The organism is Stenotrophomonas sp. GZD-301 (assembly GCF_049310345.1).
In the GTDB taxonomy this organism is placed as follows: Bacteria; Pseudomonadota; Gammaproteobacteria; order Xanthomonadales; family Xanthomonadaceae; genus Stenotrophomonas.
The window spans coordinates 67,267-82,746 of sequence record NZ_JBMOWY010000050.1; the positions used below are offsets into that span (position 1 = coordinate 67,267).

The window sequence follows — 15,480 nt, forward strand, 5'->3', positions numbered from 1 at the left end:
GGCGCATTCCCCGCTTCCCTGCCTGCCTGTGCGCGTTCTCATCGTCGACGATCACACCCTGGTCCGCGCCGGCCTCGGCCGCCTGCTGCAGGGCTTTGCCGGCGTGGAGGTGGTGGCCGATGCCAGCAATGCCGAGCAGGCCCTGCAGATGGCCGTCCAGCATTCACCGGACGTGGTGCTGATGGACCTGTCCCTGCCCGGCCGTACCGGCCTGGAGGCGCTCAGCGACATCCTGCTGCGCGCGCCCGGCTCGCGGGTGGTGATGATGACCATGCATGACGACGCCGTGCACGTGCGCGATGCGCTCGATCGCGGTGCGGTCGGGTTTGTGGTCAAGGATGCCGCCCCGCAGGAGCTGGAACTGGCGCTGCGCGCGGCACACGCCGGCCAGGTGTTCCTCAGCCCGCAGATCTCGGCCAAGATGCTTGCGCCGATGCTCGGCCGTGAAAAGCCGGTCGGCATTGCGGCGCTGTCGCCACGCCAGCGAGAGATCCTGCGCCAGATCGGCAAGGGCGAAAGCAACAAGGAAATCGCCGCCGACCTCGGCATCAGCGTCAAGACCGTGGAAACCCACCGCGCCCGCATGATGGAGTCGCTGGGCTGCCGCCGCGCCAACGATCTGCTGCTGCTGGCCGCCCGTCACCAGCACGAACTGGAGTAAGCCGGCGACGGCTCTCCGACGCCTGGCACCCCGCCAGGGCGAACGCGTCGGTTTATTGCTCCGCAGGCAGCCCCCCGCGTCCCGCCAATACAGGCAGAACGGCACGGACAGCGTCAAAGAACCCGACACCTGTCAGGAAAATCCCTACACGCTGTCGGGAGTTTGACGACCCCACTCAGGAACCCCCTGATTCCGGTGATGCGGGAACAGAAGCAAGATGTGTTCCAGATCGCGCCGGGGAGTCGGCGCCGACGGGGAACGGACGTGAAAGCAACTCTTTCGACCCAGATGGGTCAGCAGCTACACCTCACACCACAACTGCTGCAGTCGATCCGGCTGCTGCAGCTCAATGGCATGCAGCTGGAACAGGAAATCCAGCGTGCGCTGGAGACCAACCCGCTGCTGGAACTGGACGAGGCCGCAGAAGAGCGCGCCGATGCCACCGAGACCGCGGCAGCCACCCAGGACGTGGCCGCGTTCGACGAACTGCCGGAAAGCTCGATGTGGGACGTGGCCGGCAGCAGCTGGCAGGACGGCGACGACGACCGCATGCAGCGCGTGGCCGCCGGCGAATCCAGCGACCCGCAGCTGCGCGCCCTGCAGCGTCTGTCGCTGGAGCTGGCGCCGCGCGAACTGGCCGTGGCCGCCTTCTGGCTGGAACACTGCGACGACGCCGGCTACCTGGACGCCCCGCTCGCACAGCTGCAGCTGCTGGCCAGCGCGCTGTGCGACGTGGACGCCGAGGGCGTCGAAGCGGTCCGTCAGTACATCCTGCACGGCGACCCGGTCGGCCTGGCCGCACAGGACCTGCACGAGTGCCTGTGCGTGCAGCTGCGCGCCCTGCCCGGCCGCGTCCCAGCCCGGCACCTGGCGCTGCGCGTGCTCGATGAGGGCCTGGTCACCCTGGCGAGCCACGACTACGCCGCGCTGGCCCGCGAACTGGACGCGGAGATCGCCGATATCCATGAAGCGGTGCGCCTGATCCTCTCGCTGCAGCCGCGCCCGGGCGAAAGCCTGCTGCCGGACAGCAATGGCGTGGTCATCCCCGACGTCATCGCCTGGCACGCCGACGGGCAGTGGCGCGTGGCGCTCAACCCGGCCACCAGCCGCCGCCTGAGCATCAACCCCCAGTACGAACAGGCCCTTGGCGAGGCCGGCGACGCCGCCCAGCCGCTGCGCGACATGCTGCAGGAAGCCCGTTGGCTGACCCGTGGCCTGTCCATGCGCTACGACACCCTGCTGCGCACCGCGCGGGTGATCATCGAGCGCCAGGCCGGCTTCCTGACCCGCGGCGAAGAGGCGATGGCGCCGCTGACCCTGAAGGAAGTGGCCGACGCGATCGGCATGCACGAATCCACGGTGTCGCGCATCACCACCGGCAAGTACCTGCAGACCCCGCGCGGGACGCTGGAGCTGAAGCACTTCTTCGCGGTGCGCCTGGAAGGCGCCAGCGTCTCCGGGCAGGCCGTAAAGGCGATGGTCCGCCGCCTGATCGATGCCGAGCCGGCCGGCCGGCCGCTCGCCGACGAGGCCATTGCCGGCCTGCTGTCGCGTCAGGGCGTGAACATCGCCCGCCGTACCGTTGCAAAATACCGCGAACAACTGGACATCGCCCCGGCGCGTGAACGCCGCCGGGCCAATGCCAGGGCCCCGCAACTGGCCCGCGTGGGCTGAAGGAATGAACGACATGAACAAGCTCACCGTCCTGCTGGTCGACGACCACGAGGGCTTCATCAACGCCGCCATGCGCCACTTCCGCAAGGTGGACTGGCTCGACGTGATCGGCAGCGCCTGCAACGGTCTGGAAGCCATCGAGCGTTCCGAGTCGTTGCGCCCGAAGGTGGTGCTGATGGACCTGGCCATGCCCGAGATGGGCGGCCTGCAGGCCACCCGTCTGATCAAGTCGCAGGACGACGCACCGTACATCGTTATCGCCAGTCACTTCGATGACGCCGAACACCGTGAACACGCGCTGCGCGCCGGCGCCGACAACTTCGTCAGCAAGCTGTCCTACATCCAGGAAGTCATGCCGATCCTGGAAGGCCTGAAGGGGAATGGATCATGAGTGAGTCGCGCATCCTGGTACTGGACAACGACGCCGTCCGCGCCGAACGCACCGTCGCCCTGCTGGAGTTCATGGACTTCAACCCGCGCTGGGTCGCCGACGCGACTGACATCGACACCGTCCGCCACCGCCAGAACGACTGGATGGCGGTGATCATCGGTGCGCTGGACCCGAACGAGCGCAGCGACGCCCTGTTCGCCTGGCTGGGGCAGAGCTCGCTGCCGCCGCCGGTGATGCTGATCGATGGCGATACCACCGCCTTCGCCCACCAGCATGGCCTGCACGAAGCCAATGTGTGGCCGCTGGAAGCGCCGCTGCGCCACGCGCAGATGGAAGGCCTGCTGCGCCGCGCCAGCCTCAAGCGCCTGGATGCCGAGCACCAGGCCGGCGCCGTGCAGGAACAGGGCCCGACCGGCGACGGCGCGGCCGTCAGCGCCCTGCGCCAGATGATCGAGCAGGTCGCCGCGTTCGACACCACCGTGCTGGTGCTGGGTGAATCGGGCACCGGCAAGGAAGTGGTGTCGCGCTCGATCCACCAGCGCTCGCCGCGCCGCGACGGACCGTTCGTGGCGATCAACTGCGGCGCGATCCCGGCCGACCTGCTTGAAAGCGAGTTGTTCGGTCACGAAAAAGGCGCCTTCACCGGTGCGCTGAGCGCACGCAAGGGCCGGTTCGAAATGGCCGAGGGCGGCACCCTGCTGCTCGATGAAATCGGCGACATGAGCCTGCCGATGCAGGTCAAGCTGCTGCGCGTGCTGCAGGAGCGCAGTTTCGAGCGCGTCGGCGGCAACCAGACCATCCGCTGCAACGTGCGGGTGATCGCCGCCACGCATCGCGACCTGGAGTCGCGCATCGCCGACGGCAAGTTCCGCGAGGATTTGTTCTACCGCCTCAACGTGTTCCCGATCGACGTCCCGGCGCTGCGCGAACGCAGCGAAGACCTGCCGGCGCTGGTCACCACCATCGCCACCCAGCTGGCCCGCACCGGCCGCGGCGAAGTGCGCTTCAGCGCCGAGGCCCTGCAGGCACTGGCCAGCTACGAGTGGCCGGGCAACGTGCGTGAACTGACCAACCTGGTCGAGCGCCTGGCCGTGCTGCATCCCGGTGGCAACGTGCGCGTACAGGACCTGCCGGCCCGCTACCGCGGCGACTTCAGCCCGGCCGTCGTTGCCGTGGCCGCGCCGGCCCCGGTGGCCGACGAACGCCTGGACCTGCGCAGCTTCTCCTTCCATACCCCGGCACCGGGCAATGCCCCGCCGCTGGAGAACGGCATCGGCCCGGTCACCCGTGCACCGGGCCTGCCCGACGCTGGGCTGGACCTGCGCAACCACATGGCCAACATCGAACTGAACCTGATCAACGAAGCGTTGGAGCGTACCCAGGGCGTGGTCGCCCACGCCGCCCAGCTGCTCGGCCTGCGCCGCACCACGCTGGTGGAAAAACTGCGCAAGTACGGCATCGAACGCGACCACACCGAACTGGCGAGCTGATCCGTCAACCGCCGCCGCACCATCGAAGCCCGGGCCCGTCCCGGGCTTCTGCGTTCTGGCGCCGGCGCGGCACCTCGCGGTGGCGGCCGCCGGTTTTCCGACGCCGGGCATCCGACACCGGCCGCCGCGTCATCGCGCCGCAGCGACATTCCGTCGCACCGCCACTCGCGGCAGGGAGGATGGGGGCCGCGCTGAATACGTAAGTGCCCGCCACCACGACAAAACTGAATCATCGGCTGATTTCGGCACGGGGCTTGCAACGTATTCACTCGAAACCCCCATCCCCAGATTCGGAACGTTCCAGATGTCGCACTCCGTTACCTCCGTCCTTTCCCAGATCCGCACCTTCCAGACCCAGATGGGGCAGTCGGCCGTCAGTCCGCTGACGGAAGCGCCGAAGAGCAATGCCATCCAGGGGCTGGTGTCGCCGCAGGAGATCCAGGGCCCGAGCTTCACCGAAACGCTGCGTGGCGCCATTGCCGGCGTCAACGACGCCCAGCAGAAATCCGGCGCGCTGGCCAAGGCCTTCGAGCTGGGCGATCCCAGCGCCGACCTGGCCAAGGTCATGGTCGCCTCGCAGCAGTCCCAGATCGCCTTCCGCGCCACCGTGGAAGTCCGCAACCGTCTCGTCCAGGCTTACCAGGACGTGATGAACATGCCGCTGTAAGGATAGAAACGCATGGCCCTGTCGCTTACCAAGGAATCCCTGAACGCCGAAAAGGCGGGCCAGTGGTTCGACCGGCTGCAAAGCCTGCAGATCACCCGTCGGCTCGGACTGATGGCGATGATCGCCGTGGCCGTGGCGGCAGGACTGTTCGTGTTCTTCTGGTCGCAGAAGCCCGGCATGGTGCCGCTCTACACGGGGCTGGACCAGAAGGCCACCGCCGAGGCCACCGACCTGCTGCGCGCCGCGCAGATTCCGTTCGAGCTGGACGCCGCCACCGGTGGCATCACCGTGCCGGAGAAGAACCTGCACGACGCGCGGCTGAAGCTGGCCGGTTCCGGGCTGACCGACAGCGGCCGGCTCGGCTTCGAGCTGATGGAACGCGACCCGGGCTTCGGCGTCAGCCAGTTCATGGAGAACGCCCGCTACCAGCACTCGCTGGAAACCGAGCTGTCGCGCACCATCAACACCCTGCGTCCGGTGCGCGATTCGCGCGTGCACCTGGCCATTCCCAAGCCGAGCGCCTTCACCCGTCAGCGCGACGTGGCCAGCGCCTCGGTGGTGCTGGAACTGCGTGGCGGCCAGCAGCTGGAACGCGGGCAGATCGACGCGATCGTGCACATGGTCGCCGCCAGCATCCCGGACCTGGCACCGGAGCGGGTCACCGTGGTGGACCAGAGCGGGCGCATGCTGAGCGTGTCCGATCCGAACAGCGATGCGGCGATGAATGCCGCGCAGTTCGAACAGGTCCGCCGCCAGGAAACCTCCTTCAACCAGCGCATCCGCGAGCTGCTGGAGCCGATGACCGGCCCGGGCCGGGTCAATCCGGAAGTCAGCGTGGACATGGACTTCTCGGTCATCGAGGAAGCCCGTGAGCTGTACAACGGCGAGCCGCAGAAGCTGCGCAGCGAACAGCTGAGCGAGAACAGCAGCAACGTGCCGGGGCCCCAGGGCATCCCGGGCGCCACCAGCAATACCCCGCCGGGCCCGGCGGCAGCGGCACCGGCTACCGCGCAGGCGCCGACCGAGTCGTCGAAGAACGCCACCCGCAACTACGAGCTGGACCGCACCCTGCAGCACACCCGCCAGCCGGCCGGCCGGATCAAGCGCGTCTCGGTGGCGGTGCTGATGGACAACGTGCCGCGTCCCGGCGCCAACGGCAAAACCACCGAGCAGCCGCTGTCGGCGGCCGAGCTGACCCGGGTCGAGGCCCTGGTCAAGCAGGCGGTCGGCTTCGATGCCGAGCGTGGCGACACCGTGTCGGTGATGAACGCGCCGTTCGTCCGTGAGGTCACCCCGGTCGAAGGCCCGAAGTGGTGGGAGCTGCCCCAGGTGCAGGACGGCCTGCGTCTGCTGCTCGGTGCGATCGTGGTGCTGGCGCTGGTGTTCGGCGTGCTGCGCCCGGCACTGCGCTCCATCACCGGCACGGCCAAGAAGCCGGACGAAGACGAACTGGAACCGCATGGCGCCGACGTACACCTGGTCGAGGACGGCGATGCGCTGCCCGCGCTGGGCAACGATCGCAACCACGCGGGCGGACATGAAACGCTGGCATTGCCGGTGGACTCCTACGAGGAACGACTGCGCATGGCGCGTGAAGCTGTAAAGACCGATTCCAAGCGTGTGGCGCAGGTCGTCAAGGGCTGGGTGGCCAATGACTGAGGCCCCTCCCCTGACCGGCGTGCAGCGCGCGGCGGTGCTGCTGCTGTCGCTGGGCGAACTGGACGCGGCCGAAGTGCTGCGCCACATGGAACCCAAGGAAGTGCAGAAGATCGGCATCGCGATGGCGACGATGACCGACATCACCCGCGAGCAGGTCGAGCGCGTGATGGACCAGTTCGGCAGCGAGCTGGGCTCCAAGACCTCGCTCGGCGTGGGCTCGGACGACTACATCCGCAACATGCTGGTGCAGGCGCTGGGCAGCGAAAAGGCCGGCAATCTGATCGACCGCATCCTGCTCGGCCGCAACACCACCGGCCTGGACGCGCTGAAGTGGATGGACCCGCGTGCCGTGGCCGACCTGGTGCGCAACGAGCACCCGCAGATCATCGCGATCGTGATGGCCCACCTGGAAACCGACCAGGCCGCCGATGCGCTCAAGCTGCTGCCCGACCGCACCCGTGTGGACGTGCTGCTGCGCATCGCCACCCTGGACGGCATCCCGCCGAACGCGCTCAACGAACTCAACGAGATCATGGAGCGCCAGTTCGCCGGCAACCAGAATCTGAAGTCGTCCAACATCGGCGGCGTGCAGTGCGCGGCCAACATCCTCAACTTCATGGACAGCGGCCAGGACCAGGCCATCCTCGGCGAGATCGCGCGCATCGACGCGCCGTTGTCCGGCCGCATCCAGGACCTGATGTTCGTGTTCGACGACCTGGTGGACCTGGAAGACCGCGAACTGCAGCTGGTGCTGCGCGAAGTCAGCGGCGAGCGCCTCGGCCTGGCCCTGCGCGGCGCCGACATCAAGGTGCGCGACAAGATCACCCGCAACATGTCCCAGCGTGCCGCCGAAATCCTGCTCGAAGACATGGAAGCCCGTGGCCCGGTGCGCCTGTCGGATGTGGAAGTCGCGCAGCGCGAGATCCTGGCGATCGTCAAGCGCATGGCCGATGAAGGCACCGTCACCATCGGCGGCAATGCGGAGGCGATGCTGTGAACAACGCCGTCCGCTGGCTCGCTCCGGATCTGCTGGCGGTTCCCGAACCGCCGGTCGAGGAGATGTTCGAACTCACCGAGCCCGATCCGGAGCACGAACCGGAGCCGGTGCTGCAACTGCCTACGCTGGAAGAGATCCAGCAGATCCAGGACGACGCCGAGAAGGACGGCTTTGAACGGGGCCACGCCGACGGGCACGCGCAGGGCCAGGCCGAAGTGCGCCGCCTGGCGGCACAGATCGAAGGCATCCTGGACAATTTCAGCCGGCCGCTGGTGCGCCTGGAGAATGAAGTGGTCGCCGCGCTCGGCGAACTGGCCGTGCGCATTGCCGGCACCCTGGTCGGGCGCGCCTACGAGGCCGACCCGGCCCTGCTGGCGCAGCTGGTCGGCGAAGCCATCGATGCGGTCGGCGGCGCCACGCGCGAGGTGGAGGTGCGCCTGCACCCGGACGATATCGCCGCACTGACCCCGCTGCTGCAGCTGGCCCCGCACCAGCGCCTCAGCGCGGACCTCAGCCTGAGCCGCGGCGATCTGCGCGTGCATGCCGAGGCGGTGCGCATCGACGGCACCCTGGAAGCACGCCTGCGCGGCGCGCTCGATGCCGTGATCCGCAAGGCCGGAGCCAGCGCATGAACACCGACACCGTACCCGCCCCCGCCGCCGACTGGGCCGCCGCGCGCAACCTGCGCCTGGCCGCGCGGCTGGACGGCATCCAGCCCGATACCGCGCACGGGCGCGGCCTCATCCGCGAAGGCGTGCTGCGCCGCGCGGTGGGCCTGACCCTGGAAGCGGTGGGCTGCGAATCGCCGCTGGGCGCCAGCTGCAAGGTCGAAGTCATGGACGGCGGCTGGGTCGATGCGGAAGTGGTCGGCTTCGCCGGCGAACGCACCTACCTGATGCCCAGCGCCGAACTGCACGGTCTGCTGCCCAATGCCCGCGTGGTGCCTGCACTGGGACGGGGCGGCGTGGAAGTGGGCGAAGGCCTGCTGGGGCGTGTGATCGACAGCGATGGCGTGCCGCTGGACGGCAAGGGGCCGATCCGTGCCGAAGGCACCGTGGGCATGGCCGGCGTATCGATCAACCCGCTGGCGCGCGAACCGATCACCCAGCCGCTGGACGTGGGCGTGCGCGCGATCAACGCGCTGCTGCCGATCGGCCGTGGCCAGCGCGTGGGTCTGTTCGCCGGCTCCGGCGTGGGTAAATCCACGCTGCTGGGCATGATGACCCGCTACACCGCCGCCGACGTGATCGTGGTCGGCCTGATCGGCGAGCGTGGCCGCGAAGTGCGCGACTTCGTCGAAACCACCCTCGGCGAAGAAGGCCTGCGCCGCGCCGTGGTGGTGGCCAGCCCGGCCGACCGCCCGCCGCTCGCCCGTCTGCACGGCGCCTACCGCGCCACCGCGATCGCCGAGTGGTTCCGCGACCAGGGCCTGAATGTGCTGCTGCTGATGGATTCGCTGACCCGCTTCGCGCAGGCCCAGCGCGAGATCGGCCTGTCGGTCGGCGAGCCGCCCACCACGCGCGGCTACCCGCCGTCGGTGTTCGCCAAACTGCCGGCACTGGTGGAGCGCGCCGGCAATGGTGCCAAGGGGCGCGGCTCGATCACCGCCTTCTACACCGTGCTGACCGAAGGCGATGACCCGCAGGACCCGATCGCCGACGCCGCGCGCGCCATTCTCGACGGCCACATCCTGCTCTCGCGCCGGGTCGCCGACAGCGGCCTGTACCCGGCCATCGACGTGGAGTCCTCGGTCAGCCGCGTGGTCACGGAAATCGCCGATGAGCCGTGGCGCCTGCGTATCCGCAAGCTCAAACGGCTGGTCTCGGCGTATTCCAGCAACCGCGACCTGATCGCCATCGGCGCCTACCAGCGTGGCAACGACCCCGCCACCGACGAAGCGCTGGAACGCTGGTCGGACATTGTTGAATTCCTCGGCCAGGACGTCGGCAAGGCTGCCGACCTGCCGCACAGCCAGGCCGCACTGAAGCGGCTGGTGGAACCAGAGACTTAAACCATGATCCAGTCCAAGCGAATCGATCCCCTGCTCAAGCGCGCCCAGGACCACGAAGACGAGGTCGCCCGTGACCTGGCCGAGCGCCAGCGCATGCTCGACACCCATCTGTCGCGCCTGGACGAACTGCGCCGGTACGCCGAGGAGTACGCCAACGCCCAGATGGCAGCCACCAGCCCGGCCCAGCTGATGAACCGCCGCGCGTTCCTGGACCGCCTGGACAGCGCGGTGGCGCAGCAGCGCCAGACCGTGGACACCAACCGCGAGAAGGTCGAAGCCGAGCGCGCGCGCCTGATCCTGGCCAGCCGCGACAAGCAGGTGCTGGAACAGCTGGCCGCCAGCTACCGGGCGCAGGAGAAAGTGCTGACCGACCGCCGCGACCAGCGCGAGATGGACGACATCGGCGCACGCCGCAGCCGCCTGGCCAACGCGCCGGACACCGACACCGGAGGCACCCCGTGACGTCCCCGACCCTGCTTGGCGGCAGCGCGCCGTCCTCCCCGACCGGCGGCACCGGCGCGGGCAGCAGCACCGCGCGCACCAACAGCGCGGGCGGCAACCGCCGGGACTTTGACGCGCTGCTCAACGGCAACAAAGACACGCCGCGTCCGACCGCAGGCGCCGACAAGCCGAAGGCCAAAAGCCCCGACAGTGCCAACGGTGCGACCCAGGACAACACCGCGCGGCCGAAGCCCGACGGTCCCCGGAACAGCGCCAGCAAGCCGTCGACCGACGACAGCACGGCACCGGCACCGGCCACGGCCGCGGATGCGAGCAAGCCGACCGACGAGACCGACGCCACCGACCCCACCACCGAGGCCGTCGCGTGGCCGCCGCTGGGCCTGGCCGGTCTGGCCCTGAGCGGCCTCGCTCCGCCTGCGGCAGACGGCACCGCAGCGGCAGTGCGTGCACTCACCGGCAGTACCCCGGGAGTGGCGGCCAACACAAACACCCTGCCGACGGTGACGCCGTCCGCACCGACGGCCACGGGTCCGGCACTGGCCGCGCCGGCCGCGACCGCAGCCGGCAACGCCGGCGAACCGGGCCCGATCGCCCTGCCGCTGGACGCCGAGGTCAGCGACGAACTGGCCCTGCCCAACGCGCTGGCCGACGCCATCGCCAGCAGCAGCGCCGACGGCGACGCACCGACCACGCCCTTCCTGCACGCCCTGCAGACCGCGGCGGACCTCAAGTCGCCGGCCGCGACCGCACCGTTCAGCGGCAGCCCAACGGCCACCCCGCACGTGGGCGGTGAGGACTTCGACGAGGCAATGAGCGCGCGCATCGGCTGGCTGGCCGACCAGAAGATCGGCCACGCCACCATCAAGGTGACCCCGCACGACCTGGGCCTGATCGAAGTCCGCCTGCAGATGGACGGCGACAAGGTCCACGCCAGCTTCACCAGCGCCCACGCCGACGTGCGCCACGCGCTGGAATCCACCCTGCCGCGCCTGCGCGAACTGCTGAACGACCAGGGCTTCCAGCTGGGCAACGCCGACGTCGGCCACCAGCACACGGCCCAGGACGGCAAGGACGGCAGCGGCCAGGGCGAGCGCGGCGGCGGTGTCGGCGGCAATCACGATTCGGGCAGCGTGGAAACCACCGTGAGCACCGCGCAGCTGATGCGCCAGCGTGGGTTGGTTGACGCCTACGCGTAGCGCATCAGGCGTACCGGCCAACGGTCGGTACCCACACCGTCAATTTTCCGGCAAGCGCGGCCGGGGCCATTCAGGCACAGCCTTTGCATGTAGCCAGGAAGCAATCCAATGGAGCTTCCCCTCGTGGCCGCAGCCGCCGACAAAACCAAGAAATCCGCCGAAAAGGACAAGGCCGCCAAGCCCCGTAGTCCGCTTCTGATCACCGCCCTGGTCGCGGTGCTCGCCGCCGGTGCCGCCGGCGGTGGTGTGTGGTACTTCACCCAGTCTACTCATGACGAAAAGCCGGCCAAGGCCACCGCCAGCAAGGGCGTGCCGGCCCCGGCGCAGTACTTCGGCCTGGAGCCGCCGTTCGTGGTCAACCTCAACGGCTCCTTCGACGGCCCGCGCTACCTGCAGGTGGAAGTGCAGTTGATGACCCGTGATCCGGCCGCGATGGAGGCGATCAAGGTCCACGCCCCGGCCATCCGCGCCAAGCTGCTGATGCTGTTCTCGCAGGTCGAGCCGGCGCAGATCGCCGACCGCGCCGGCAAGGAGCGCCTGCAGGCCGCCTCGCTCGCCGAAGTGCAGAAGCTGCTCAAGGCCGAGACCGGCACCAAGGGCGCCGACGAACTGCTGTTCACCAGTTTCGTGACCCAGTAAGGGCATGCCATGAATGACCTGCTTTCCCAGGACGAGATCGATGCCCTGCTGCACGGCGTGGACTCCGGTGCGGTGGAAACCGATATTGATGCAACGCCCCCCGGCGAGGCGCGCAACTACGATTTCGCCAGCCAGGACCGCATCATCCGCGGTCGCATGCCGACCCTGGAGATGGTCAACGAGCGCTTCGCCCGCCTGTGGCGGATCGGCCTGTTCAACCTGATCCGCCGGTCGGCCGAGCTGTCGGTGCGTGGCATCGAGCTGATCAAATTCAACGATTACATGCACTCGCTGTACGTGCCGACCAATCTGAATCTGATCCGCTTCAAGCCCCTGCGCGGCACCGGGCTGATCGTATTCGAGCCGACCCTGGTGTTCGCCATCGTCGACAACTTCTTCGGCGGCGACGGGCGCTACCCGACCCGTATCGAAGGCCGTGAGTTCACCGCCACGGAAATGCGCGTGATCCACCTGCTGCTCAAGCAGACCTTCGCCGACCTGCAGGAAGCGTGGGCGCCGGTGATGGACGTGGAACTGGAGTACATCAACTCCGAGATCAACCCGCACTTCGCCAACATCGTGACGCCGCGCGAATACGTGGTGGTCTGCCGGCTGCACGTCGAACTCGACGGCGGCGGCGGCGACATCCACGTCACCCTGCCCTACTCGATGCTCGAACCGATCCGCGAGCTGCTCGACGCCGGCATCCAGAGTGACCGCAACGACCGCGACGCCAGCTGGGGCGTGATGCTGCGCGAACAGCTCAACATCGCCGAGGTCACCCTGTCCAGCGTGCTGGCCAGCAAGCGCATGAGCCTGCGCGAACTGACCCGGCTGAAGATCGGCGACATCCTGCCGATCGAGCTGCCGGCGCAGGTGCCGGTGTGCGTGGAGAACATCCCGGTGTTCACCGGCGAGTTCGGCATCGCCAACGGCAGCAACGCAGTGAAGATCACCGCCACCCACCCCCCGGGCGTCCGCCCGCGCGTTCCCGTAATCCAGGAAGACCCGCAATGAACGACATCGACACCAACGAGCCGGCACCGGCCCAGTTCACCACCCTGCAGTCCGACGAGCTCCCCGGCAGCACCGACCTCAACCTGGACGTGATCCTCGATGTCCCGGTCACGCTGTCGCTGGAAGTGGGCCGCGCGCGTCTGCCGATCCGCAACCTGCTGCAGCTCAACCAGGGCTCGGTGGTGGAGCTGGAACGCGGTGCCGGCGAGTCGCTGGACGTGTTCGTCAACGGCACCCTGATCGCGCATGGCGAAGTGGTGGTCATCAACGATCGCTTCGGCGTGCGCCTGACCGACGTGGTCAGCCCGAGCGAACGGATCCGGAGACTGCGTTGAGCGCCTGGGCGCTGATTGCCGCTGGCACCACCACCGCCAAGGTGGGCCAGCACGCCGCCGCCGCGCCGAGCATGTTCGGTGCCGTGCTGGCGCTGCTGGCGGTGCTGGCCCTGATCGTCGGCCTGGGCTGGGTGCTCAAGCGCATGCCCGGCAGCGGCTTCCGCCCTGCCGAAGGCCTGCGCGTGGTGGCCAGCCTGACCGTCGGCGCCAAGGAGCGCGTGGTGGTCGTGGAGGTCAACGGCGAGCAGCTGCTGCTCGGCGTCACCGCCGGTGGCATCAACGCCCTGCACCGCCTGCCCGAACCGCTGCCGACGCCTGCCCCGGCGCGGCTGCCGGACTTCAAAAACTTGCCGAATTTCGCGCAGATGCTGCACCAGCGGCTGCGCAAGGACTCCTGACATGCGTGGCCCTCGTAACTCCTGGACCCATTACCTGCCCCTGCTGTTGCTGCTGGCCCTGTGCGCGCTGCCGGCACTGGCCTGGGCCGCCCCCGGCCTGCCGGGGACGCCGTCGCTGCCGGACGTGAACGTCGGCAAGATCGGCGGCCAGCCGGTAAGCCTGCCGCTGCAGACGCTGCTGCTGATGACGGCGATCACGCTGATCCCGTCGATGCTGCTGGTGCTGACCGCCTTCACCCGCATCATCATCGTGCTGGGCCTGCTGCGCCAGGCGCTGGGTACCGGGCAGACCCCGTCCAATCAGGTGCTGCTCGGCCTGGCCCTGTTCCTGACCGCAATGGTGATGCTGCCGGTCTGGCAGAAGGCCTGGGGCAGTGGCATGGCGCCCTACCTCAACGGTGAGATCGACTTCCAGACCGCCTGGACGCTGACCACCCAGCCGCTGCGCGCCTTCATGCTGGCGCAGATCCGCGAGACCGACCTGATGACGTTCGCCGGCATGGCCGGTCACGGCACCTACGCCAGCCCCGATGCCATTCCGTTCCCGGTGCTGGTGGCCTCGTTCGTCACCAGCGAACTGAAGACCGCCTTCGAGATCGGCTTCCTGATCTTCATTCCGTTCGTGATCATCGATCTGGTCGTGGCCAGCGTGCTGATGTCGATGGGCATGATGATGCTGTCGCCCATGCTGGTCTCGGCCCCGTTCAAGATCCTGCTGTTCGTGCTGGTCGACGGCTGGGTCCTCGTGGTCGGCACCCTTGCCGCCAGCTTCAACGCCGTCTGAGGTCGCCATGACGCCCGAACTTGCCCTTACCGAACTGCGCGGTGGCCTGATCACCGTGTTGTGGGTCGCCGGCCCGCTGCTGCTCACCGTGCTGATCGTCGGCGTGGTGGTGGGCGTGGTGCAGGCCGCCACCCAGCTCAACGAGCCCACCATCGCCTTCGTGGCCAAGGCCGCCGCACTGACAGCGGTCCTGTTCGCGCTGGGCAGCCTGCTGATCGGCCACCTGGTGGAATACACCACGCTGCTGTTCCAGCGCATTCCCCACCTCATCGGCTAGGCAGGCACGCTCGATGGATTCGGCCACCCAGATGGCTGCCGACGGCCTGCAGGCCTTCGGCATGATCGGCACCATCCTGTGGACCATGCTGCGCATCGGCGCGATGGTCATGGCGATGCCGTTGATCGGCACCCGTGCGGTGCCGCAGCGGGTACGGGTGATGCTGGCCGGCGCGCTGGCCATCGCCCTGTCGCCGATGCTACCGCCCGTGCCGGCCTGGACCGGGTTCGATGCCGCCACCGTGCTCAGCATCGCGCGCGAACTGGCCATCGGCGTGTCGATCGGCTTCCTGCTGCGCCTGGTGTTCGAGGCCGGCGCGATGGCCGGCGAGCTGGTTGCCCAGGGCACCGGCCTGGCCTTCGCGCAGATGAGCGACCCGCTGCGCGGCGGCAGTTCGGGCGTGATCGGGCAATGGTTCTACCTGCTGTTCGGGCTGCTGTTCTTCACGTCCAACGGACACCTCGCGCTGATCTCGCTGCTGATGGACAGCTACAAGGCCGTGCCGATCGGTGCCGAGCTGCCCAACGTCGATGCGTTTCTGAGTGCCGCACCGACCTTTCTGCTGCAGGTGTTCCGCGGCGCGCTGACCCTCGCCCTGCCGCTCACCGTGGCGATGCTGGCGGTCAACCTGGCCTTCGGCGTGCTGGCCCGGGCAGCGCCGGCCCTGAACCCGATCCAGCTCGGCCTGCCGGTGGCCCTGCTGCTCGGCCTGTTCCTGCTGACCGTGCTGGCCGGTGAAATGGGCCCGCCGGTACAGCGCCTGTTCGACGCCGCGTTCCAGGCCGCCGACGGCGTGACGCACTGAGCCGCAGGGCGCGATGC

18 protein-coding genes are annotated in these 15,480 nt (G+C 68.7%); all 18 read left to right on the forward strand.

The window, feature by feature from the left end; translation table 11 throughout:
• Nucleotides 1–28 precede the first annotated feature (28 nt).
• The 18 genes from ACO6VK_RS13825 (at nucleotide 29) to fliR (ending at nucleotide 15,463) form a co-directional block, all read left to right on the forward strand.
• Nucleotides 29–661: a response regulator gene (locus ACO6VK_RS13825; protein ID WP_026070519.1), complete on the forward strand. Its 633-nt coding sequence runs from the start codon at nucleotides 29–31 to the stop codon at nucleotides 659–661.
• A 264-nt stretch (nucleotides 662–925) separates the two neighbouring features.
• Complete coding sequence (gene rpoN / locus ACO6VK_RS13830) at nucleotides 926–2,335, forward strand: RNA polymerase factor sigma-54 (protein ID WP_422508041.1); 1,410 nt, start codon at nucleotides 926–928, stop codon at nucleotides 2,333–2,335.
• Nucleotides 2,336–2,348: 13 nt separating this feature from the next.
• On the forward strand, nucleotides 2,349–2,726 hold the full coding sequence (locus tag ACO6VK_RS13835; RefSeq protein WP_422508043.1) for a response regulator: 378 nt from the start codon (nucleotides 2,349–2,351) through the stop codon (nucleotides 2,724–2,726).
• Complete coding sequence (locus ACO6VK_RS13840) at nucleotides 2,723–4,216, forward strand: sigma-54 dependent transcriptional regulator (protein WP_422508045.1); 1,494 nt, start codon at nucleotides 2,723–2,725, stop codon at nucleotides 4,214–4,216. Before ACO6VK_RS13835 ends, ACO6VK_RS13840 begins: the two co-directional genes overlap by 4 nt.
• A 304-nt stretch (nucleotides 4,217–4,520) precedes the next feature.
• Entirely contained in the window at nucleotides 4,521–4,883 is a 363-nt protein-coding gene (gene fliE, locus ACO6VK_RS13845) for a flagellar hook-basal body complex protein FliE (protein WP_422508047.1), read from the forward strand.
• 12 nt (nucleotides 4,884–4,895) lie between these two features.
• Nucleotides 4,896–6,542, forward strand: coding sequence for a flagellar basal-body MS-ring/collar protein FliF (fliF, locus tag ACO6VK_RS13850; protein ID WP_422508049.1), 1,647 nt, complete (start codon nucleotides 4,896–4,898; stop codon nucleotides 6,540–6,542).
• Nucleotides 6,543–6,552: 10 nt separating this feature from the next.
• On the forward strand, nucleotides 6,553–7,539 hold the full coding sequence (gene fliG / locus ACO6VK_RS13855; RefSeq protein ID WP_422508104.1) for a flagellar motor switch protein FliG: 987 nt from the start codon (nucleotides 6,553–6,555) through the stop codon (nucleotides 7,537–7,539).
• Entirely contained in the window at nucleotides 7,536–8,171 is a 636-nt protein-coding gene (locus ACO6VK_RS13860) for a FliH/SctL family protein (protein WP_422508051.1), read from the forward strand. The genes fliG and ACO6VK_RS13860 overlap by 4 nt, the downstream gene beginning before the upstream one ends.
• On the forward strand, nucleotides 8,168–9,550 hold the full coding sequence (locus tag ACO6VK_RS13865; RefSeq protein WP_422508053.1) for a FliI/YscN family ATPase: 1,383 nt from the start codon (nucleotides 8,168–8,170) through the stop codon (nucleotides 9,548–9,550). The genes ACO6VK_RS13860 and ACO6VK_RS13865 overlap by 4 nt, the downstream gene beginning before the upstream one ends.
• Before the next feature lie 3 nt (nucleotides 9,551–9,553).
• Nucleotides 9,554–10,012 (forward strand): flagellar export protein FliJ, encoded by a 459-nt coding sequence (fliJ, locus tag ACO6VK_RS13870; RefSeq protein WP_422508055.1) that lies wholly within the window; start codon nucleotides 9,554–9,556, stop codon nucleotides 10,010–10,012.
• Nucleotides 10,009–11,208 carry a flagellar hook-length control protein FliK gene (locus tag ACO6VK_RS13875; RefSeq protein ID WP_422508057.1) on the forward strand — a complete coding sequence of 400 codons (1,200 nt, stop codon included), beginning with the start codon at nucleotides 10,009–10,011 and terminating at the stop codon, nucleotides 11,206–11,208. The genes fliJ and ACO6VK_RS13875 overlap by 4 nt, the downstream gene beginning before the upstream one ends.
• A gap of 108 nt (nucleotides 11,209–11,316) precedes the next feature.
• The gene (locus ACO6VK_RS13880) at nucleotides 11,317–11,847 is read left to right on the forward strand and encodes a flagellar basal body-associated FliL family protein (protein ID WP_422508059.1); all 531 of its coding nucleotides are present in this window, start codon (nucleotides 11,317–11,319) and stop codon (nucleotides 11,845–11,847) included.
• Nucleotides 11,848–11,856: 9 nt separating this feature from the next.
• Nucleotides 11,857–12,864, forward strand: a complete 1,008-nt coding sequence (gene fliM / locus ACO6VK_RS13885) for a flagellar motor switch protein FliM (RefSeq protein ID WP_422508061.1) — start codon at nucleotides 11,857–11,859, stop codon at nucleotides 12,862–12,864.
• Complete coding sequence (gene fliN, locus ACO6VK_RS13890; protein WP_422508063.1) at nucleotides 12,861–13,199, forward strand: flagellar motor switch protein FliN; 339 nt, start codon at nucleotides 12,861–12,863, stop codon at nucleotides 13,197–13,199. Before fliM ends, fliN begins: the two co-directional genes overlap by 4 nt.
• A gap of 11 nt (nucleotides 13,200–13,210) precedes the next feature.
• Nucleotides 13,211–13,597: a flagellar biosynthetic protein FliO gene (gene fliO, locus ACO6VK_RS13895; protein ID WP_422508106.1), complete on the forward strand. Its 387-nt coding sequence runs from the start codon at nucleotides 13,211–13,213 to the stop codon at nucleotides 13,595–13,597.
• A gap of 1 nt (nucleotide 13,598) precedes the next feature.
• Nucleotides 13,599–14,381: a flagellar type III secretion system pore protein FliP gene (gene fliP, locus ACO6VK_RS13900; RefSeq protein ID WP_422508065.1), complete on the forward strand. Its 783-nt coding sequence runs from the start codon at nucleotides 13,599–13,601 to the stop codon at nucleotides 14,379–14,381.
• Between the two features lie 7 nt (nucleotides 14,382–14,388).
• Nucleotides 14,389–14,658: a flagellar biosynthetic protein FliQ gene (locus tag ACO6VK_RS13905; protein WP_017356083.1), complete on the forward strand. Its 270-nt coding sequence runs from the start codon at nucleotides 14,389–14,391 to the stop codon at nucleotides 14,656–14,658.
• Between the two features lie 13 nt (nucleotides 14,659–14,671).
• Nucleotides 14,672–15,463: a flagellar biosynthetic protein FliR gene (gene fliR / locus ACO6VK_RS13910; RefSeq protein ID WP_017356084.1), complete on the forward strand. Its 792-nt coding sequence runs from the start codon at nucleotides 14,672–14,674 to the stop codon at nucleotides 15,461–15,463.
• Nucleotides 15,464–15,480 lie beyond the last annotated feature (17 nt).